This is a genomic window from Candidatus Accumulibacter sp. ACC003 (assembly GCF_907163085.1).
Lineage (GTDB): Bacteria > Pseudomonadota > Gammaproteobacteria > Burkholderiales > Rhodocyclaceae > Accumulibacter.
Map to the genome: position 1 here is coordinate 446,734 of NZ_CAJQTX010000004.1, position 18,250 is coordinate 464,983.

19 protein-coding genes and 1 pseudogene are annotated in these 18,250 nt (G+C 63.9%); 8 read left to right on the forward strand and 12 right to left on the reverse strand.

Annotated elements, in window-relative coordinates; genetic code table 11:
• Positions 1-368: 368 nt before the first annotated feature.
• Positions 369-1,562 carry a bifunctional phosphopantothenoylcysteine decarboxylase/phosphopantothenate--cysteine ligase CoaBC gene (gene coaBC, locus QZ656_RS08960; RefSeq protein ID WP_291993054.1) on the forward strand — a complete coding sequence of 398 codons (1,194 nt, stop codon included), beginning with the start codon at positions 369-371 and terminating at the stop codon, positions 1,560-1,562.
• The gene (gene dut, locus QZ656_RS08965; RefSeq protein WP_291993055.1) at positions 1,562-2,023 is read left to right on the forward strand and encodes a dUTP diphosphatase; all 462 of its coding nucleotides are present in this window, start codon (positions 1,562-1,564) and stop codon (positions 2,021-2,023) included. The genes coaBC and dut overlap by 1 nt, the downstream gene beginning before the upstream one ends.
• A 20-nt stretch (positions 2,024-2,043) precedes the next feature.
• On the opposite strand, the gene QZ656_RS08970 is transcribed toward dut, so the two are convergent.
• A complete protein-coding gene (locus QZ656_RS08970) occupies positions 2,044-2,535 on the reverse strand; it encodes a disulfide bond formation protein B (protein ID WP_291993056.1) in 492 nt (163 codons plus the stop codon).
• Between the two features lie 17 nt (positions 2,536-2,552).
• Positions 2,553-3,716 carry a fatty acid desaturase gene (locus QZ656_RS08975; protein ID WP_291993057.1) on the reverse strand — a complete coding sequence of 388 codons (1,164 nt, stop codon included), beginning with the start codon at positions 3,714-3,716 and terminating at the stop codon, positions 2,553-2,555.
• Positions 3,717-3,897: 181 nt separating this feature from the next.
• Between QZ656_RS08975 and QZ656_RS08980 the strand changes: the two genes are divergently transcribed.
• The 5 genes from QZ656_RS08980 (at position 3,898) to QZ656_RS09000 (ending at position 7,971) form a co-directional block, all read left to right on the forward strand.
• Entirely contained in the window at positions 3,898-4,620 is a 723-nt protein-coding gene (locus QZ656_RS08980; protein WP_291993058.1) for a winged helix-turn-helix domain-containing protein, read from the forward strand.
• Positions 4,607-6,013, forward strand: a complete 1,407-nt coding sequence (locus QZ656_RS08985; RefSeq protein ID WP_291993059.1) for an ATP-binding protein — start codon at positions 4,607-4,609, stop codon at positions 6,011-6,013. The genes QZ656_RS08980 and QZ656_RS08985 overlap by 14 nt, the downstream gene beginning before the upstream one ends.
• 77 nt (positions 6,014-6,090) lie before the next feature.
• Positions 6,091-6,249, forward strand: coding sequence for a hypothetical protein (locus QZ656_RS08990; RefSeq protein WP_291993060.1), 159 nt, complete (start codon positions 6,091-6,093; stop codon positions 6,247-6,249).
• A gap of 5 nt (positions 6,250-6,254) precedes the next feature.
• Positions 6,255-6,443 carry a hypothetical protein gene (locus QZ656_RS08995; protein ID WP_291993061.1) on the forward strand — a complete coding sequence of 63 codons (189 nt, stop codon included), beginning with the start codon at positions 6,255-6,257 and terminating at the stop codon, positions 6,441-6,443.
• Positions 6,444-6,873: 430 nt separating this feature from the next.
• Positions 6,874-7,971 carry an ISAs1 family transposase gene (locus QZ656_RS09000; protein WP_291993228.1) on the forward strand — a complete coding sequence of 366 codons (1,098 nt, stop codon included), beginning with the start codon at positions 6,874-6,876 and terminating at the stop codon, positions 7,969-7,971.
• A gap of 111 nt (positions 7,972-8,082) precedes the next feature.
• Here the strand turns inward: QZ656_RS09000 and QZ656_RS09005 are convergent.
• The 10 genes and pseudogenes from QZ656_RS09005 to QZ656_RS09050 form a co-directional block, all read right to left on the reverse strand.
• A pseudogene (locus QZ656_RS09005) lies at positions 8,083-8,289 on the reverse strand (mechanosensitive ion channel protein MscS); the annotation flags it as partial.
• A 26-nt stretch (positions 8,290-8,315) separates the two neighbouring features.
• Entirely contained in the window at positions 8,316-9,668 is a 1,353-nt protein-coding gene (locus QZ656_RS09010; protein ID WP_291991684.1) for an IS4 family transposase, read from the reverse strand.
• Between the two features lie 58 nt (positions 9,669-9,726).
• Positions 9,727-10,245: a hypothetical protein gene (locus QZ656_RS09015; protein WP_291993062.1), complete on the reverse strand. Its 519-nt coding sequence runs from the start codon at positions 10,243-10,245 to the stop codon at positions 9,727-9,729.
• A 168-nt stretch (positions 10,246-10,413) separates the two neighbouring features.
• Positions 10,414-12,222, reverse strand: a complete 1,809-nt coding sequence (locus tag QZ656_RS09020) for a BatD family protein (protein WP_291993063.1) — start codon at positions 12,220-12,222, stop codon at positions 10,414-10,416.
• Positions 12,219-13,301 carry a tetratricopeptide repeat protein gene (locus tag QZ656_RS09025; RefSeq protein ID WP_291993064.1) on the reverse strand — a complete coding sequence of 361 codons (1,083 nt, stop codon included), beginning with the start codon at positions 13,299-13,301 and terminating at the stop codon, positions 12,219-12,221. The genes QZ656_RS09020 and QZ656_RS09025 overlap by 4 nt, the downstream gene beginning before the upstream one ends.
• Positions 13,298-14,314 carry a VWA domain-containing protein gene (locus QZ656_RS09030; RefSeq protein WP_291993065.1) on the reverse strand — a complete coding sequence of 339 codons (1,017 nt, stop codon included), beginning with the start codon at positions 14,312-14,314 and terminating at the stop codon, positions 13,298-13,300. Before QZ656_RS09030 ends, QZ656_RS09025 begins: the two co-directional genes overlap by 4 nt.
• On the reverse strand, positions 14,311-15,315 hold the full coding sequence (locus tag QZ656_RS09035; RefSeq protein ID WP_291993066.1) for a VWA domain-containing protein: 1,005 nt from the start codon (positions 15,313-15,315) through the stop codon (positions 14,311-14,313). Before QZ656_RS09035 ends, QZ656_RS09030 begins: the two co-directional genes overlap by 4 nt.
• The gene (locus QZ656_RS09040) at positions 15,312-15,773 is read right to left on the reverse strand and encodes a DUF4381 domain-containing protein (RefSeq protein WP_291993067.1); all 462 of its coding nucleotides are present in this window, start codon (positions 15,771-15,773) and stop codon (positions 15,312-15,314) included. The genes QZ656_RS09035 and QZ656_RS09040 overlap by 4 nt, the downstream gene beginning before the upstream one ends.
• Positions 15,770-16,666, reverse strand: coding sequence for a DUF58 domain-containing protein (locus QZ656_RS09045; RefSeq protein ID WP_291993068.1), 897 nt, complete (start codon positions 16,664-16,666; stop codon positions 15,770-15,772). Before QZ656_RS09045 ends, QZ656_RS09040 begins: the two co-directional genes overlap by 4 nt.
• Entirely contained in the window at positions 16,663-17,664 is a 1,002-nt protein-coding gene (locus QZ656_RS09050; RefSeq protein ID WP_291993069.1) for an AAA family ATPase, read from the reverse strand. The genes QZ656_RS09045 and QZ656_RS09050 overlap by 4 nt, the downstream gene beginning before the upstream one ends.
• A 36-nt stretch (positions 17,665-17,700) precedes the next feature.
• Here QZ656_RS09050 and QZ656_RS09055 point away from each other — a divergent pair, with 36 nt between their 5' ends.
• Positions 17,701-18,216, forward strand: coding sequence for a hypothetical protein (locus QZ656_RS09055; protein WP_291993070.1), 516 nt, complete (start codon positions 17,701-17,703; stop codon positions 18,214-18,216).
• Positions 18,217-18,250 lie beyond the last annotated feature (34 nt).

The following is an 18,250-nucleotide window of genomic DNA, read 5'->3' on the forward strand; positions in this document are numbered from 1 at the left end:
TGGTACAAGCTGCTGCCGCACCCGTCCCATTTTGTTTAACGGCAGATCAATGGGAAAAGTGAAGCGGCCAAGCTTCTGGAAACACGGACAGGCGATGGTTTTGACCTTGTTCGCCGGAGTCGCCGAAGGGGTGAGCCAAAATTGCCGTACTTGATCGCCGACGAAAGATCGCTCACTCGTCGGCGCGACGATCACCCCGATTAGCGGGCGCTGGAGCGTGGAGCCTGAGCGCCTGGATGCGGGTAGCCACTGATCGCTGGCGCGCGATCTCAAGTAGAATGTGCCGCGGAACGCTCATGACCCGTCGAGACCCCCGGTCATGACCGTTTCCCTCTCCGATGGTGTGAACGAACTGAAGAGCGCAGCGCATGGAACTGGCGGGAAAAAGCATCGTCCTCGGCGTCACCGGCGGTATCGCCGCCTACAAGGCGGCTGAACTGGTTCGCTTGCTGGTCAAGGAGGGCGCCAGCGTACAGGTGGTGATGAGCGAAGCCGCGACGCACTTCGTTGGCCCGGTCACCTTCCAGGCGTTGTCGGGCAGGCCGGTGTTCACCGACCAGTGGGATTCGCGCGTCGATAACAATATGGCGCACATTGACCTGTCGCGTGCCGCCGACGCCCTGTTGGTCGCCCCGGCGTCGGCCGATTTCCTCGCCAAGCTGGCCAATGGCCTGGCCGACGACTTGCTGACGACTCTGGTACTGGCGCGCGACTGCCCGCTGCTGGTGGCGCCGGCGATGAACCGCCAGATGTGGGACAACCCGGCGACGCGGCGCAATGTCGCCAGCCTGCGCGGCGATGGCGTGCTGATCGTGGGCCCGGGCTGCGGTGACCAGGCGTGTGGCGAAAGCGGCCTCGGGCGGATGCTCGAAGCGGCAGAAATCCTCGACGAAATGGTCGCCCATTTCCAGCCCAAGCTGCTTGCTGGCAAGCGCGTGCTGCTCACCGCCGGTCCGACTTTCGAGGCGATCGATCCGGTACGCGGCATCACCAACCTGTCGACCGGGAAAATGGGCTACGCGATCAGCCGTGCGGCACGCGAAGCCGGCGCTGCCGTCACGCTGATCTCGGGCCCGGTCTGCCTGCCGTGCCCGGTGGGCGTCCGGCGCATCGCCGTGACCAGCGCGCTGCAGATGCACGCGGCGGTGCACGCTCAGGTCGCCGACAACGATATCTTCATCGCTGTCGCAGCGGTCGCCGACTACCGGCCGGCGCAGTTCGTCGAGCAGAAGATCAAGAAAGGCCTGCGCGCCGCAGCGCCGACGATCGAACTGCAGCAGAACCCGGATATCCTCGGTGAAATTGCCGCGCTGCCGGAGCCGCCGCTATGCGTTGGTTTTGCCGCCGAAAGCGAGAATCTTGCCGAGTATGCGGAAAGCAAGCGGCGCAGCAAGAAGATTCCGCTGATCGTCGGCAATCTGATCGGCGACGGTTTTGGCGGTGACCAGAACACGCTGATTCTGTTTGACGACGACGGCCAGCATCCGCTGCCGCCGGCCGCCAAGATCGATCTGGCGCGTCAGCTCGTGGTGCGCATCGCGATGCTGCTGGAGAAGCGCTGATGTCAGCGATAGTCCGGTCGGTAGACGTCAAGCTGCTCGATCCTCGCCTGCGCGACAAGCCGCCGCACTACGCCAGCGTCGGCGCGGCCGGCCTCGACCTGCGGGCGTGCATCGTCGCAGCGCTGGAAATTTTGCCGGGGCAAACGGTGCTCGTTCCGACCGGGATGGCGATCCACCTCGCCGACCCTGGATTGGCGGCGATGATCCTGCCGCGTTCGGGTCTTGGTCACAAACACGGCATCGTCCTCGGTAATCTGGTCGGGCTGATCGACTCCGACTACCAGGGCGAGATCATGGTGTCGACCTGGAACCGGGGCGGCACGCCGTTTACGCTGCAACCGCTCGATCGCCTGGCGCAATTGGTGGTCGTGCCGGTATTGCAGGTGGCCTTCAACGTCGTCGAGGAATTCGCCGCCAGTGCCCGCGGCGACGGCGGTTTTGGCAGTAGCGGTCGCGCCTGAAACTGGTGCGGGGTCGTCTGCTAGCGCCGGCCGCTGCTGATCACCAGGTGCACGGCGGCGGCGATAAAAGCGAGGAAGACCAGCGCCGACCAGTTGGCCATCGATAGCCCGAGGAACAGCCAGTCCTTGCTTGAGCAGAAGCCGGTGGCCATGAACAGCTCGGGCCAGCGCACGCCAAACCAGTCGACGATCTGCTCGATGAGTGTCGGTTCGCCGAAACCACACGCCAGGCCGCCGGCGTCGGGATAGAACTGTAGCCAGCTCTGGTAGGCGGCGGTGGCGAGGCCGCCGGCTGCCGTCAGGCCGGCCAGCACGCCCCACAGGCGCCCGTAGCCGGGCGAGAGCACACCGCACACGGCGAACAGGGCAAGCAGGAGATAGAGCAGCCGCTGAAAAATGCACAGGGGGCACGGCTGCAAACGCATCATTTCACCGATCACCACGCCAGCAGCCGTCAGGCCGAGCGCAGCCAGGGCGAGCAGGGCAAAACGGCTACGCAGCGAAAAAGGCATCGGCGGCCGCGATCCGGTCAGGTCAGAGCGTAGCTGCGCAAGCGCATCGACAGCTCGTGCAGTTGCCGGACTCCCGAGTTCTCGGCGCGCTCGCACCAGTCCTGCAAGGTCTTCAGCAGGTGTTCACGCGAGGCATTCGAGCGCTCCCAGATCGCCAGCAGTTCCTGGCGCATGGCGTAGAGCGTATGCAGCGCACGGCTTTCGCCGCGCAGCAACTCGAGTCGTCCGCGCAATTCGTGCGGCACGGCGCGCGCGTCCTCAGCCAACCAGGGCTTCAGTCCCTTGAAGCGATTGCTGTCGTGGCGCTGGTCGAGTTCCTCGCGATACGCTTGTTTCAGCGACTGCGTGTAGCGCGACAGGACGTCGTAGCGATTGACGATCACCGCCTGCAAGGTGTCGAAGTCGACCACCGGGCGCAGCGTGCCGAGGCGGGGTCTGGGCGCGACCTTTTTGACCGTCGCCAGCCCCAGCGCTGCCAGGGTGCGGATGTAAAGCCAGCCGATATCGAACTCGTACCAACGATACGACAAGCGCGCCGAGGTTGGAAAGGCGTGATGGTTGTTATGCAGTTCCTCGCCACCGATGAGGATGCCGAGAGGCGAGATATTGGTGCTGGCGTCGGCGGTGCCGAAGTTCCGGTAGCCCCAGAAATGCCCGAGCCCGTTGATCACGCCGGCCGCCCAGAACGGAATCCAGGCGACTTGCGCGAACCACAGCAGCGGCCCGGCCAGGACGCCGAAGACGGCGACGTCGATGGCCAGCAGAATGACCACGCCGAGCTTGTGCCACGGCGTGTAGAGATGATTCTCGAGCCAGTCGTTCGGTGTGCCGTGGCCGTAGCGCTGCAGCGTCTCGTCGTTGCGCGCTTCACGGACGTAGAGAAAAACCCCCGCCCAGAGGACCCGGTGGATGCCGTAGACCTGCGGGCTGTGCGGATCCTCGGCGGTTTCACACTTGGCGTGATGCTTGCGATGGATCGACGCCCACTCTTTGGTGACCATGCCGGTGGTCAGCCACAGCCAGAAACGAAAGAAATGTGCGACCACTGGGTGCAGGTCGAGGGAGCGATGCGCCTGATGCCGGTGTAGAAAGATAGTGACCGCGGCGATGGTCACGTGCGTCAAAGCGAGCATTGCCAGGACGTAGGCCCACCAAGGCCAATCGACTATTCCAGCGTACATGGGTCACTCTCAAAAGATCGAACCGTTGATTCTAAGGCAATCGCCGCGTCGCGCCAAACGGCGCTTGCCCACTGCAGCGGCAGGGGTTGCTGGTAGAGATCGCTGTCGGCCGCCGATCGATCGCTGATGGATTGCCGTCGCGCACGTTTGTCGGCTACGCACAACCCGCTATCATTGGGCCATGAAGACACGAATTCTGTTGGTCGAGGACGACGAGCGCCTCGCTGAGCTGACCGCCGAGTACCTGCGCAAGAACGACATGGAAGTCATGATCGAGGCGCATGGCAAGGTCGCCGAGGCGCGCATCATCGATGAGCGGCCCGACCTGGTGATTCTCGACGTCATGCTGCCGGGCAAGGACGGCTTCGAGATTTGCCGTGCCGTGCGCGCACGCTATAGCGGCGTGATCCTGATGCTCACCGCGCGGGACGAGGACTTCGATCAGATCCTCGGGCTTGAACTGGGTGCCGATGATTACATCGCCAAGCCGGTACAGCCACGGCTCTTGTTGGCGCGAATCAAGGCATTGCTGCGGCGTTCGCCGACGATGCCGAGCGCGGTTGCCGGCGACAACCGGGCAGCGAGCAGTCCGGCTGAACTGGCCTTCGGCAGCTTCCGCATCAGCCAGTCGACGCGCAGCACGTATCTTGGCAAGGACGGCATCGACCTGACCACCGCCGAATTCGACCTGCTATGGCTGCTCGCGCGCCACGCCGGCAGCGTCCTGTCACGCGACGACCTGCTCCAGGAACTACGCGGAATCGGTTTCGACGGGCTCGACCGCTCGATCGACGCGCGCATTTCGCGTCTGCGCCGCAAGCTCGGTGACGACCCCGAGAATCCAACGCGGATCAAGACGGTACGCGGCAAGGGCTACCTGTTCAGCAAGCATGACTGGCAATAGCCGCAAGCTGTTCTCGATCCTCGCGCCGTACACGCCGGCGCCATGGCGCGAGCGCTACAGCCTGTCGCGGCTGTTCTTCAACTTCTACCTGCTGGTCATGGGGTCGTTCGTGGCCATCGCGATCTTCGCCGACTTCGTTATTTCGACGGCGGTCAAGGGCATCACCGACGACTACACCAGCCGCTTCATGCACGGCACCATCGTCCTGATCGAAGACGAACTGTTCCGCAAGCCACGCTCGAAGTGGCCGCAGACGATTGAGGCGCTGGACCAGAAGTTTGCCTACAAGCTTGATATCGTCGATCGCTGGACCTTGAAACTGCCGCCCAAGCAGGCCGAAAAGCTCGACAACGGCGAACTGGCCATCGACGCCCAGGGCGACGTCCTCTATCACCGTCTCAAGCAGACGCCGCAGGTCCTGATCGTCGGGCCGATCTCTCCCGATCGCAATCCGGAGTACCACCGCGGCCTGCCGCTCGATCTGCGCATCAGCCTGCTGACCTGGAGTCTGATCGGCGTCTGCCTGGCGATCGTCGTCTGGCTGTGGGTGCACCCGGTGTGGAGAGACCTGGAAGCGATGCGGCAGACCGCTCGCGCGCTCGGTGAAGGGCTGTTCGAAGCGCGCGCGCCAAGCATGCGCAGCAGCGCTTTCGGACCCCTCGCGGAGACGCTGAACGGCATGGCTGAACGAATTCAGCGATTGATCGCGACGCAAAAGGAGTTGTCGAGCGCGATTTCGCACGAGTTGCGCACGCCGATCGCGCGCATCCGTTTCGCGCTCGAAATGCTGGCCGAATCAGACGTGCCGGCTGAGCGCGAGCGTCTATGGCGCTTGACGGAAGGCGATCTCGAAGAGCTCGACGGCTTGATCGACGCCAGTCTGACCTACGCCCGATTCGGCCGCGAGCAGCCTGACCTCCAGCTCACCGCCGTCGACCTGGCGCCGTGGCTCGAAGAACAGGTCGAAGCGTCGCGTCTGTTGGGCCGCGAGCTCGAGCTGCAGGTCGACACCGCCGCCCTGCCGTCGATGTTGTACGTCGAGCTTGATCGCCGGACGATGCCGCACGCCATCACCAACCTGCTGCGCAATGCCATGAAGTACGCCAAGGCGAAGATCCGGGTCAGCGTCGAAGTCGTCGGCGACGACATTCGTCTGCACGTCGATGACGACGGGATCGGCATCCCGGCGGACGAGCGCGAACGCATCTTTTCGCCGTTCACCCGCCTCGACCGGTCGCGCGATCGGGCCACCGGCGGTTACGGTCTCGGGCTGGCGATCGTGCAACTGGTCCTCGAACAACATCATGGCGACGCCAGCGCCGATGAGTCGCCGCTCGGCGGCGCGCGCTTCACGCTCAGCTGGCCGCTGTCACAGAGCGTCACCGAAAGCTGACGCAATCGCTGCAGACGGACTTGCGCGTCACCTCTATCATCGCCCGCTGTCCCAAAGAACAATAATGGAGGAAGACGATGAGCGAATTTACAAGGACTTGCGAGCAGTTTCTGGCTGCCACCCGCGAACATTTCTTTGCTGCTGACGACATCGTCAGCGCGCACCAGCGCGCGGGTGATGACGCCTGCGAAGGCGCCAGCGGCGATCCATCACACCGCGCGCACGCCGGCAGCTGAGCGTTTTGGCGGAACCGCCCGTCTCCTTTCCAGCGGCCGAGGGTGTTGGGATCTTTGTTGGCATCGTTGCTTGGGACGTTCTCAGCGTCGGCGAGACGGAGCTGCTCAAGGCGCTGCTGATCGCCGCCGCCAGCACGCTGGTTTGGTACGGCGCGCGTCACTGGCGGACGGCCAATCGCCGCAAGCGTGACTGATGGGCCGGTGATGGCGAAGCTGGAATCGCGCGCAGGCGCTGCTGCTGTTTTTTTGCCGTCAATGACGTCGCGCTTGGTGGTGGATGGTGGCCGGAACCTGGTACTTCTACCCGGCACGCCGTGAACCGTATCCGGATCCGCAGCCGCCGCCGCTGGTCGTGATTCCCGGGCAGGGCGCGCCAGCGCAGTACTGGTACTACTGCCAAAATCCCGCCGCCTACTATATTCCTACCTTGCTGGCTGTCTCCCTGCCGGGATCTACATCCAGTGCCTCCGCACTCGGATAGCATAGTGCTTGTTGTCATACTCGATCAGCGGAAAATCGTTAACATTCATGGGCTTATGACAACCACTTGTAAACCCTGTTGAAATCAGGTCTACTCTCGTCTTTTGGACAACCGAAATGACTGTGACGACGGGAGTGAGCCTGATGTGCTGCTTGAGGGAAGTGGACGACCCGCGCAGACCCAGCAACGGGACGCTGCATGACTTCCAGGAGATTTTGGTGATTGCCATGGCAGGGGCACTCTCGGATTGTGACACCATCGAAGACATCGCCTACTGGGGGCGCCGGAAAGAAAAATGGCTGCGTGAATTCCTGGTGCTCAAGAACGGGGTTCCCTCCACGGAGACGTTTCTGCGGGTGTTCCGAGCGCTTGACCCGAAGCAATTTGAGGTCGCGTTTCGCCGCTGGGTGGCCGGGGTGGTCGGCGCCTTGCGAGGCAGCGTCGCGTTCGATGGCAAGACGGTGCGAGGTTCCGGCAGTGGTGGCGAAACCGCGATTCACATGGTCAGCGCCTTCGCTACGGAATTGGGTATTGTCCTCGGTCAGGAAAAGGTCGCCAGCAAGAGTAATGAGATCACCGCCATCCCGGAACTGCTCAAGGCACTGTATATCAATGGGTTGCTGGTCACCATCGACGCCATGGGCTGCCAGAAAACTATCGCCCGGCAGATCACGGATCAAGGCGGCGACTACCTGCTGGCGGTCAAAGGCAACCAGCCGACGTTGCTGGAAGCCATCGAGACCGAGTTCATCGACCAGTATCAATCCGAGGCCGTTGATCGCCACCGTCAGGCCCGCAAGTCCCATGGTCGAATCGTCGGACAGATCGCCTCGGTCTTGCCTGCGCAAGGACTCGTTGATCTGGCCGATTGGCCGAAGTGCCAGACGATCGGCCTGGTCGACTCCCTGCGCAAGGTTGGCGACAAGGAATCGAACTTCGAGCGACGCTACTACATCAGTTCTCGTGCCTTGACCGCCGAAGAGCTGGCGGCCGCGGTGCGAGGCCATTGGGGCGTAGAAAACCGCCTTCACTGGGTGCTCGACGTCAGCTTTCGTGAAGATGCCAGCACTGTACGCAAGGATAACGCCCCACAGAACCTCTCCCTCTTGAAGAAAATCGTTCTCAACCTGATTCGTCTGGATACGACCGACAAGACTAAAGCCAGCTTACGCTTGAAGCGCAAAGGAGCTGCTTGGGATGACGATGTCCGGATGACGATGCTGGGCCTCACACCGCTATGACAGCCGAGTGCGGAGGCCCTGTGCCAAAATCCCGCCGCCTACTATATTCCTACCTTGCCGGCTGTCTCCCTGCCGGGATCTACATCTTCCTGCTCCATGCCGGGCCTTGGCCTAGCGCAGACCACCCTGTTGCAGGCCGCGCGTCAGCGCTGTGCAGTGTTCAGCTTTCAGATGAATATCGCGCTGCGGGAAGGGAATCACGATATTGTTTTCCTTGAATAATTCCCAGATATGGTAATAAATGGCACTCTTGACAGTGGAAATTCCTTCTTGCGGATCGTTGATCCACAAACGTATTTCGTGATCCACCGAACTCTCTCCAAACCCATCCCGTTATACACAACTCACATGACATGACGGAGCTCGCGCATATGCTCTACGCCGGAGACGAAATCACGCAAGCGCTGGATGCCGAGCCAGAGGGATTTGACGCCGGGTTCGCCGTCGCCCTTGCGGGCGAGGAATCCGCCGAGCTGCGCGATCAAACGGATGACCTCGCGAATGCTCGGCACCTTCTTCGGTGGTTTCTTCTTGTTGAGGATAAAGGCGCCGGCCCATTCCGTTTCGGAGAAGAGCAGATCGGCAGGCCACTGCGGGTGGATGCGTCCCAGGCGGATCAGGCGGGCAAGGCGCCAGGAAACAACCAGATAGACCGCCAGAGCCAGTTCCAGCTTGCTCTGGCTGCCCAGTTGCAAGGCCTCGACCCGGCAGCCGTTCTTGAGCACATGGAACAAGGTTTCGATCTCCCAGCGGCAGCGATACCAGTCGATCAATTCGACGGCCGCCTCAAGATCGGCAACTTTACGATTGGTCAGCAAGCGCCATTCGACCGGCTTGCAGCCGGCGGGCGCCCCGATTTCCGTGGCGATCAGGCAGGTCACTCTGATGTGGCGGCCGTCCGTGTCACGAGCCGGGAGGTCGACCGCATGGCTTCGCAACTGCTGGCGCACGATCCGTTTTGGCTGCCCGTGCCGCGATGCCAGAGTGAATTCGATCTCGCCGAGGGGCGCTTCGGCAAGAGTTGCCGCCCACAGTTTGCCGCCTTGCGGCAAACAGCGGTTGTGTTTGGCGCGAATCAGCCAGTCGGCCGGCGTTCCCAACGCCTGGGCGCGCTGCATCAGGCCGACGATGTCCGCTTCGCGGTCGGCCACATAGACCAATCGCGTTTGTGGCATCCCCGCCGCGGTTTCGGCGACCCGCTCGTAGCCTTCAATCCAGCGCGTGCTCTCGCTGATGCCCGGCCGGCTTCCGTCGGCCGCTTTCGCTTCTCTCGCCCACATCCAGGCGTCGATCACCCCGAGCGGTTCACGTTCCGGGGTCACCGCATAGGTCGGGTGCAGATACATGCCGCGCTGGGCTTCGTACGAGAGCGGCCCGAGTCCTTCGATCTCCTGACCGTTGAAGTCCAGTTCGGTGGTGTCCTGAAGGCACAACACCACCGGGTGTTGTGCCATGCGCCTTTGGCTGCAATCCATGTGCGGTTGCAGGATCGATTGCCAGTTCAACCCGCGCTTGCCAGCGTGGGCCTGATCGAAGAAACGGTACGCCGCCACAGTCTCCGCCCAATCCCCACAGGCGCCTGGTATGCTCGCCGTCGGCTGCTCTGCAAAGCGTGTCGCCAGTTTGATTAGCCTCCGTCTCAGACGTCCGTCCCCCAGTTCAGCCCCGCCAAATTCGTCTCCCGCCCAGTTTGCCATCGCCCGATCCTTATGAAAATGGGAAAGGGAAAGCAAGGGGTATACCAGACAAAATCAGTCAACTATTTGTCAGGGCACATCGGGCGGCCACGTTATGCTGAGTGAGTTGTGTATAACGAGATGGGTCAAGCCAGTCGATAATGTTGAGCGCTGCCAGCGTCCACAGCGTGCCGGCAAGCAGTTGCGACCAGAAGGGGTTCTGAATGGTGCTGGACGAAAATCGGATGATTCCCCAGGCAACGGCCAGGCTCAAGAACATCCGCAAGATTTGATGCGGTTGCGCCGCGGCTCTCGCGCCAGTCAGCGCCAGCCAGATGAACAAGATAACGAAAAGGACGAAAAACAATTCATGGCTCGATACATGGAGCCTGATAATGCTCTTCCTGCCGCTTCTCTTGAAGGCGCCTTCAAACCAATCCGCACTTCGGCGTGCAACAATCCTGGCGACAAGCAATAGTGTCAGGACGATACTAAGCTGTTCGACTGTACTCCACACAAGAATATCCTGCTCAAGCCAGTGAAGGAGGCGAGCGAATTCGCTGGAAAGCCATGCTTCCGACTGCGCAATGTCATGCATTCTCTATTCTTCCATTAACCAGCAGCAAAGCTTTTACTTGGGGGCGGTGCAGGCTGGGCCGTTATCCGCGGGAAGAGTCTCGCATAGGCATGCTCGGCGAGATCGCGCAGATGCCAATCGTAACCCGGAAAACCGTCGGCAGCTCAAGCGCTGGCGGTGTCGCGCCAGCTATGGATACAACCCGGGCAATATCGCTTCCGAGGCTTTTGCGGCCGCCAGCGGCCGTGGCGTAGGCAGGATTGTGGCGAGAAGTTTGCCCTCCCATTCACCGCCCGCGTAACAGCATCGATCGAGTTGTTGCAGCGCGTCGCCGATCGCGGGGTCCTTGAGCAGCAGCGCCAGCGCCTTGAGCCCCTGCGGCGGCTGCTGCGGTCGAGCGCCTGCGGCCCAGTTCAGCAAGGCTGCGCGTGCCGCTTGCGGATCGTTTTCCTGGCACGCTTTCCGAAAAGCCTTGAACGCGTGTGCGGCGGGAATCGTCGAGCTACTGACCGCCTTCGTGGTTTCGCGCGGCGACGGGCGAGGCTGACGGTGACGCGAGTACCACCAGGCGAGCAATGTCGCCAACCAGAGCAGACCGACGACAAGGCTGATCCACGGCCAGGGAGAGTGGGCGGCGAACTCGAGATTCGCGGCGACTGCGCCAGGCTGCAGATCGAACGGCGCCGGCATCGGTGCTGGCGATGGCGTGCTCGTCTTGGTCAATGGCTTCGCCAGCTCGACGCTGTCGGCAGGCGCCGGCAAGACCTCCAGCGTTCGCTCCGGCAGCGCGACCTCACGTTGCGTGCCATGTTCGGTGTCCCACCAGGCCAGCCGCAGGGCGGGCAGTGTATAGCGGCCGGGGCGACTGGCGATCAGCGCGATATCCTGGTCGCGGCTACCGAGTACGGAATTGCCCTGGGGTTGATCGTCGAGCGTGCCCTGGTCCGGGTAGGCCCTGATGCCGTCCACTACGGGCATAATCGCTGCAAGGTCCGGTAGCTGGGCTGCTGTCAGGCCGCTGGCAGCGAGATGAAGATGCCGGGTGAGCGGTTCCCCGACATGGATAGCCGGGTTGTCGGGTCGCCAACTCTCGGTCAGGCGCACGGCCTGGGCCGGCAGCCAGTGAGCGGCAGTTGCCGCCGCCGGACGCGCGAGCACCGTCAACTCGACGGCGTCGGCATGCACGCGCAATGGGCGCGTCGGCTGTCGCATCCCGGCTAGAGGCAAACGCCCGAATGCGCCGCCGAACAAGGTATCGCCGCCAAAGTTGTCCGCGCTGCGATCGGCAATCTGAGCGTCGAGCACTACGCCATCGACCTTGAGCTGGCCGCTACGCTGTGGGAAAAGCAGGTACTTACGTTCGACGACGACGTAACTGCGGCCATTTCGTGATTCGCTCGTTTGCACGTCCTTGCCGAGTTGCCGGACGAGAAAATCCTTGCTGGCGGGCAGATCGAGGCTGGCCTCATAGAGCGCTTCAGCGCTCGCCAGCCGCACGGTCAGCACGGCGACGGCCTGCACCCACGTCTGCTTGCGGTCCAGCGTCGCGCCAAGCAGAACAGGCGATGACGCCGCCTGCGTTTGATCCGGCGCCGCTCCCCCCAATCCCTGCGAAGCGTTCGCCTTGCCGTTGCCGTCGACGGTCACGGCAAGCGCTGGCGATTGCTCGCCATCCCATTGCAGCGGCGGTATGCGTAGCGTTCCTGCATGTTTCGGGGCGAGAAGCAGGTTGACCTGGGTGCGCGAGCTGAGGTGGCCGTTGATGATCTGGACGCTCGTCCCCGTGCTCCTCGCAAGCACGTCGAAGTCGTCGCTGAGAACGCTGATGTCCGGCTGGGTGTTGCTGCGCTCATCGCGTTGAACGAGCAGACGCACGCTTTCACCTGGCGCGATATGGTCACGATCCAGCGAGGCCGTCACGGCGGCGAATGCCGAAAGGCTCGTAGCGATAGCGAGCAGCGCGAGCACGGCGAAAAGAAGGCGGTGGACGTTTTTCATGGTTGTGACTTCTGTTGTCTCTGCAGGTGTTCGACGAGAAACTTGCGCCGCAGCAGTCCGCCCGGATCGTCGGGGATGCTGCGCAACCATTGCTCCTGCGCAAGCTGCTGCTCACTGGGGCGAGCCTTGGCTGCTGGCACTTCGCGGCGAGCTTCAAGATCCTTGCCGCTAGCCACTGCGCTGGCCTGGCCTGCGGGCGGCTGTGCCAGGCCGGCCGCAGCGTCGTGGCGGGCCTGCTCGGCATCGTCGGCTTTTTGCGCCTGCACTCGCGCGCCTTGTTGTGTTTGCCCTTGCTTTTCGCCAACGCCGCCAGGCGCTTGCTTGTCCTTTGCGGACCGATCGCTAGCCGCCTGCTCGTCCGCAGCAGAGCGTGGTTTGCTTTTCCCCCCCATTTCCGATGGCGTGGCGTTGGTCGCAGGCGACGAAGCGGACGGCTTCTCGGGCTGCTTCGCGGACGATTGTTCGTTACCCGGCTGAACCGAGTCCCGCGCTGATGGCTGCTCCGAGTTCTCGCCCTTGTCGTTTGGGTTCTTCCCGGGCGGCGCGTCTGCTTTGCCTTTCTGGCCCGGCGCGGGCGAAGAGTCACCCTGGCCACTTCCCTGCTTATCGGGACTCTTTGCGTCCTGAGGATTCTTCTGGCCAGCGCCGGCACCCTGTTGTTCAGGCGGTTTCTGCTCGAGCGCCTTGGCGACCAGGTCGCGGTTATGGCGCGCGTCCTGGTTCTTCGGTTCACGTTTCAGCGCCAGGTCGTATGCTTGCAGCGCGTCCTGCAGTCTGCCCGCGTGCGCCAATGCGTTGCCACGATTGTAGTGCGCGTCGCCGTCATCGAAGGCGCGCAGCTCCTGTGCCGCGTGCTGGTAGTCGCCGGCAAGCAATTTTGCATAGGCCTTGCGCTGCGGATCGGTGAACGTCCGGGCCGCGGCGGCGGCGTCGCCCTCTTGCAGCAGCTTCTCGCCGCGCTGCTCGGCGTTGAGCCACCAGCTCGTCCAGCCGCCAGCTTCAGCCGCCTCGACGGGGGGCGCGGTGAGCGCCGAGCAGAGCAGCACGATGACGAACACGACAAATCCCTTGTGCTTCATAGCCAGCCCCTGCGTGCCAGAAAAGCCGCCACGAGAAGTAGCACGGGCAGGAGCCAGACGCCCCCGTCATGCCAATCGGCAATTTCGACGCCGTCGGTCGAACTTTCACCGTGCACGCGCTGGGTCGATTTCTGCAGCGCGGCCGTCAGTTCGGGGAGTTGAGCCAGGTCGGCGTAGTGGCCGCCGCCGATGGCGGCAAGCTGTCGCAGGCGCTCGACATCGAGGCGTGTCACTTGCGCGTGTCCTTGCGCATCGTGGCTGAAGTGCCCGTCCACATCAGGCAGAGGCGCGCCGCCTGGGGTACCGACACCGACGACACTGAGTGTGATGCCGTGCGCCCTGATCCTTGCGGCGGCGGCCATGGCTGCGGCAGGGTCAGCGAAGCCGTCACTGACAAGCACGATTCGACGATCTGTCAAACCGGGCTGATCGAGCAGTTTTTCCGCCTCGTCGAGTGCCGGGGCGAGATGGTCGCCGACGCTGGGCAGGATCTCCGGCTGCAGCGGTGGCAGAAGCGCTCTTACCGTCGTCACGTCGTTGGTCAGCGGCGTCACGGCGTAGGCTTCGTCGCTGAAAACGACCAGAGCGACGCGCGCGTCGTGTGCCGAAGCGAGAATGTCCTCCAGCGCGTAGCGTGCGCGCGTGATGCGGTTCGGCGCGAGGTCGGAAGCCGTCATCGATGGCGACAGGTCGAGCACCATCACCCACGCCGCCGGCGCGTCATAGGCACGGGTTTGCAGGCGCTGCCAGCTGGGGCCCGACAGGGCGATAGCCGCCAGTGTCCACCCCAGAGCAAGCCACGGCCAGGGCGACCGTGCAGCGCGACCGGCGGTCGCCAGGCGCAGCTTCGGCAAGAGTTGCGGATCGATCAGCCCGGCCCAGTCCCGAAGCTGCTGCTGTCGCCGCGCCAGCCAGAGCACCATGCCCCACAGCAGCGGCAAAGCCAGCAGCCATTGCGGGCGTAGGAAATGCAAGGCGTGCACAAAGTCGCTGATCGTTTCGCCGCCCGTCATGGCCGCTCCCGAATAAAAACGGCGGGCAGGCTGAAGAGCAGGGCAAACGCCAGCGGCCAGGGAAACAGGTCGCGCTGCGGGCGAAGCCACTGTTCGCGTCCGGCGCTTGGCTCGAGCTGGTCGATGCGCGCGTAGACCTTCGCCAGGGCGTCGGCGTCGGTGGCGCGGAAATACTCGCCGTGCGTGATCTCGGCAATCGACTTGAGCGTGTCTTCGTCCAGGTCGTTGTTGCCTCTCGCGCCAAAGAACCCGGCCTGCGCAGCGGCGCCAACACCAATGGTATAGATGCGCAGAGCGGCATCGGCCGCCATTCTCGCCGCCGCGATCGGATCCATCAGGCCGGCGTTGTTGGCGCCGTCGGTCAACAGGATGAGCACGGTTTCGCCGTGTTCTGACGAGTTCTTTTCGGAATTCGCGGCGTTGCTGGATTCTGTCGCCGCCGCCGCGCTGGTGTGCAGGCGCTTGATCGCCAGCCCGATGGCGTCGCCAATGGCGGTCTCGGTGCCGGCGATGCCGACGACCGCTTGCTGCAGGAACTCGTCGACCGTGCGCAGGTCGGCAGTGATCGGCGCTTGCAGGTAGGGGCGTGTACCAAACAGGATCAGGCCAAGCTGGTCGCCATGGCGACGGCCGATGAACTCGCCGGCAACCGCCTGCACGACATCAAGGCGGGACGCCTTGCCGGCCATGTCGGGGGTCGCCATCGACCCGGAAACATCGACCGCCAACAGCAGGCGCCGGCCGCTGCTTGGCACCGGCAAGGGATCGCCCAGCCACTGTGGACGCACGGCTGCCGCAACCAGCAATAGCCAGAGCAGCGCAAAGAGCAACTGGCGAGCGCGCGGACGAGCCGCCAGGTGCGGCGCGCCTGCCGCCGTGACACTGGCCGCGAAGGGCAGAAACAGCGCATCGCCGCGCGCTTCGACCGCCGGCAGAAGGCGTGCGAGCAGCCATGGCAGGGGCAGGGCGAGGAACATCCACGGCCAGGCAAGGTGAATCATTTGCGTGCCCTCAGAAAGCCGCGCGCACCGCTCAGCCAGGCGCTGCGATCGGCCTCGACCGGGCCGCCCCAGGCGGCACGAAGGAGAAGGCTGCCGGCGCCTCCAGCCCAGGCCCGGCCGCCGTGCGCAACGACAAAGCTGATCCAGCCCTCGCCGCTGAGGCCGGCGACGGCGGTGCGTCCAAAGCGCGCCAGCGCGTAGCGCCGCAACAGGCTTTCGATGCCGTTCGCCAGGGCCTGATCGTCGCTCGCCAGGGCTGCGAGCCGCTGTAGTTCGCGCAGCGCCAGACGGCGCCGGCGAACGGGTGGACGGGTTTGCCAGTAGGCGATTGCGGCGATGCTGATCAGTGTCAAGAAGGCCACGCCCCACCAGCCGGGTGCCAGAGGCCACCAGCCGGCGGCAGGTGGCGCATGCGCGGGCGCCAGTTGCGCGAGCCAGTCGGCCTTGGCGTCACTCATGACGCTTCCCGCAACAGGGGGACCAGGGTTTCGAGCACATCAGCGTGCGTCAGCAGGCGATTGAGCGGCAGATGCAGGCGCGTGCAGACGTTCGTCAAGTGTTCGTCACGGGCCCGCCAGACGTCTTGCCACGCGCGGCGACAGCGTTCGCCGTCCAACCACCACAAGCGCCCGGGCAGACCGACGCGATAGTTGCCGGCGGGCAGCCCGTCCCTTTCCAGCGAATCGATGATCCACAGCAGGCGAATGTCGTTGTGCGCGCTGGTGGCGGCCAGGAGATCGTTGGTGGTCGCGTCGAGTGTTGCGAAATCGCTCAACAGCAGGATCAAACTGCCCGGCTTGAGCAGCGGGCAAAGTGTCGAGAGCGCCGCGCGCAAGCCCTCGCCGGCCGGCGATCCGGGCGCGCGCGGTTGCGCCTCTACCAGCGCTTCGAGGATCGGCAAGACGCCGGCTTCGCGCGCACGTGCTGGCAAAATTCTCGGCGCCGCCGCGTCGGCCTTTGCGATAACCGCGCCAACGCGGTCACCGCCCAGCGCCGCCACCCAGCCGAGCAAGGCGGCGGCGCGCAGCAGCAATGCCGACTTGAGTTGCCGCTGGCTGCCGAAGAAGAGACCGGCATGCAGATCGGCGACCAGCCACACCGGACGTTCGCGTTCCTCGCCGAACAACTTGGTGTGCAGTCGCCCACGGCGTGCGCTCACGCGCCAGTCGATGGCGCGTGCGTCGTCACCCGGCGCGTAGAGACGGACCTCTTCGAATTCCAGGCCGCGGCCGCGCTGCGCGCTGCGATGTCCGCCTCGCAACTGCGCCAGCGCCGGTCGGCGAGCGTGCAAACTGAGGCCCCGTGCGGCGCCGCGCAGGGCAGCCAGTTCCGCGAGATCGGGGATGATCATGGCGCCGGCACCTGACGCAGCAGTTCGTCAATGCAATCCTGCGCGGTGACACCGCGCGCCTGTGCCGTGTAGTCGAGCAGCAGGCGGTGGCGCAGAGCATCGGGAGCGATCGTCAGGACGTCTTCAGGGCTGACGTAGTCGCGACCATCGAGCCAGGCGAGCGCGCGCGAGCCGCGTTCGATGGCCATTGCCGCGCGCGGACTGGCTCCCCAGCGCAGCCAGCCGGCCAGTTTGTCGCTGTAGGGCTGAGGCCTGCGGGTGGCATCGACGAGCGCCGCAATGTACTCGGCGACCGACGCGGCGAGGGTCAGATTCAAGGCTTCGCGACGTGCCGTGAAGACGGCATCAAGAGGCAGCGAATGCGCTGGCGGGGGTAGCTCGCGGCCCGCGAGCGCTTCGCGGCGCGCCAATTCCATGATGCGCAGGGTATTGGCGCGATCCGGATAGTCGACCAGGGTGTGCAGCATGAAGCGGTCGAGCTGAGCTTCCGGCAAGGGATAGGTACCTTCATGCTCGATCGGGTTTTGCGTGGCCATCACCAGGAACAGGCCGGGTAGCGAATAGGTCGCCGCGCCGACGCTGATCTGGCGCTCGGCCATGGCTTCGAGAAGCGCCGACTGCACCTTGGCCGGCGCGCGATTTATTTCGTCGGCCAGAATCAGGTTGTGGAACAGTGGCCCGCGTTGAAATTCGAAACGTCCCTCTTCGGGCCGATAGATGTCTGATCCGGTAAGGTCGGCGGGTAACATGTCGGGGGTGAACTGCACGCGCTGAAAGTCGCACTCCAGGCCGTGCGCAAGAGCCTTGACGGCACGCGTCTTGGCCAGCCCGGGAGGCCCCTCGACGAGCAGGTGGCCGTCCGCCAGCAAGGCGATGAGTAGACTCTCGACGAGTCGCTCCTGGCCGATGATCTGAGCATCGAGATAGCGGCGCAGTTCGTCGAAAACGGTCAGCGCACGGCTGCTGGTGTGGCTCAATTCGAGGGCAGGGCTGTTCATGTCATGGTCCGTGCTGATGGTCAGAAATTGGCGTGATTGCTCATCTTTGTCGGCAGCCGCGCCGGCGGGATGACGGCAGCCGGATGGCTGGTTGCGCTTGCTGGCGAGCCGCCAGGAATTGCCCTGTCATTCCCGGGTCGCCATCGATGGCGATTCTGGCGGGCAATCCAGGCCAGGGGAAAAGAGCTCTGCGACGCACTGAGGCGATCCGAGCGCAAGAGTTCCGCGGCTGCCAGGGTTGGTAACTCCGGTGCTGGTCGTCGGCAGCAGCACCCTTCCGACAAGCCGGAGCATGCGCCGGGGACGCTTAAAGACAACTTAAGGAGACTTTTGACCATCCTGCTGCAAAGGAAAAGCACTGGCCAGTGCGCTTTGGCAGCCTTTGCTGCGCTACGTCGGTGCATAGTGTTTTGCGCGGATGGCGGCAATTGCACGGCCTCGCCGGCTGGCGCAGTTAGCTGGAAAACGGCCAGTCGGCACGCCCAGGCGTCGATTCTTCGCTCGTCGGCGTACGCCGAGCGGTTCGCGATCGGCGTCATCACCGAAGAGTGAGCGGCCGCGTTGGCGCTTTGTCCATACCGTGCTT

Coding starts and splice junctions, on each gene's coding strand:
- QZ656_RS08990 (WP_291993060.1), top strand. CDS start 6,091: ATGAGCGAATTTACAAGGACTTGCGAGCAGTTTCTGGCTGCCACCCGC.
- dut (WP_291993055.1), top strand. CDS start 1,562: ATGTCAGCGATAGTCCGGTCGGTAGACGTCAAGCTGCTCGATCCTCGC.
- QZ656_RS08980 (WP_291993058.1), top strand. CDS start 3,898: ATGAAGACACGAATTCTGTTGGTCGAGGACGACGAGCGCCTCGCTGAG.
- QZ656_RS09030 (WP_291993065.1), bottom strand. CDS start 14,314: ATGACGGGCGGCGAAACGATCAGCGACTTTGTGCACGCCTTGCATTTC.
- QZ656_RS09025 (WP_291993064.1), bottom strand. CDS start 13,301: ATGAAGCACAAGGGATTTGTCGTGTTCGTCATCGTGCTGCTCTGCTCG.
- QZ656_RS09050 (WP_291993069.1), bottom strand. CDS start 17,664: ATGAACAGCCCTGCCCTCGAATTGAGCCACACCAGCAGCCGTGCGCTG.
- QZ656_RS09010 (WP_291991684.1), bottom strand. CDS start 9,668: ATGGCAAACTGGGCGGGAGACGAATTTGGCGGGGCTGAACTGGGGGAC.
- QZ656_RS09035 (WP_291993066.1), bottom strand. CDS start 15,315: ATGATTCACCTTGCCTGGCCGTGGATGTTCCTCGCCCTGCCCCTGCCA.
- QZ656_RS09020 (WP_291993063.1), bottom strand. CDS start 12,222: ATGAAAAACGTCCACCGCCTTCTTTTCGCCGTGCTCGCGCTGCTCGCT.
- QZ656_RS09015 (WP_291993062.1), bottom strand. CDS start 10,245: ATGCATGACATTGCGCAGTCGGAAGCATGGCTTTCCAGCGAATTCGCT.
- QZ656_RS08985 (WP_291993059.1), top strand. CDS start 4,607: ATGACTGGCAATAGCCGCAAGCTGTTCTCGATCCTCGCGCCGTACACG.
- QZ656_RS09000 (WP_291993228.1), top strand. CDS start 6,874: ATGTGCTGCTTGAGGGAAGTGGACGACCCGCGCAGACCCAGCAACGGG.
- QZ656_RS08975 (WP_291993057.1), bottom strand. CDS start 3,716: ATGTACGCTGGAATAGTCGATTGGCCTTGGTGGGCCTACGTCCTGGCA.
- coaBC (WP_291993054.1), top strand. CDS start 369: ATGGAACTGGCGGGAAAAAGCATCGTCCTCGGCGTCACCGGCGGTATC.
- QZ656_RS09045 (WP_291993068.1), bottom strand. CDS start 16,666: ATGATCATCCCCGATCTCGCGGAACTGGCTGCCCTGCGCGGCGCCGCA.
- QZ656_RS08970 (WP_291993056.1), bottom strand. CDS start 2,535: ATGCCTTTTTCGCTGCGTAGCCGTTTTGCCCTGCTCGCCCTGGCTGCG.
- QZ656_RS09040 (WP_291993067.1), bottom strand. CDS start 15,773: ATGAGTGACGCCAAGGCCGACTGGCTCGCGCAACTGGCGCCCGCGCAT.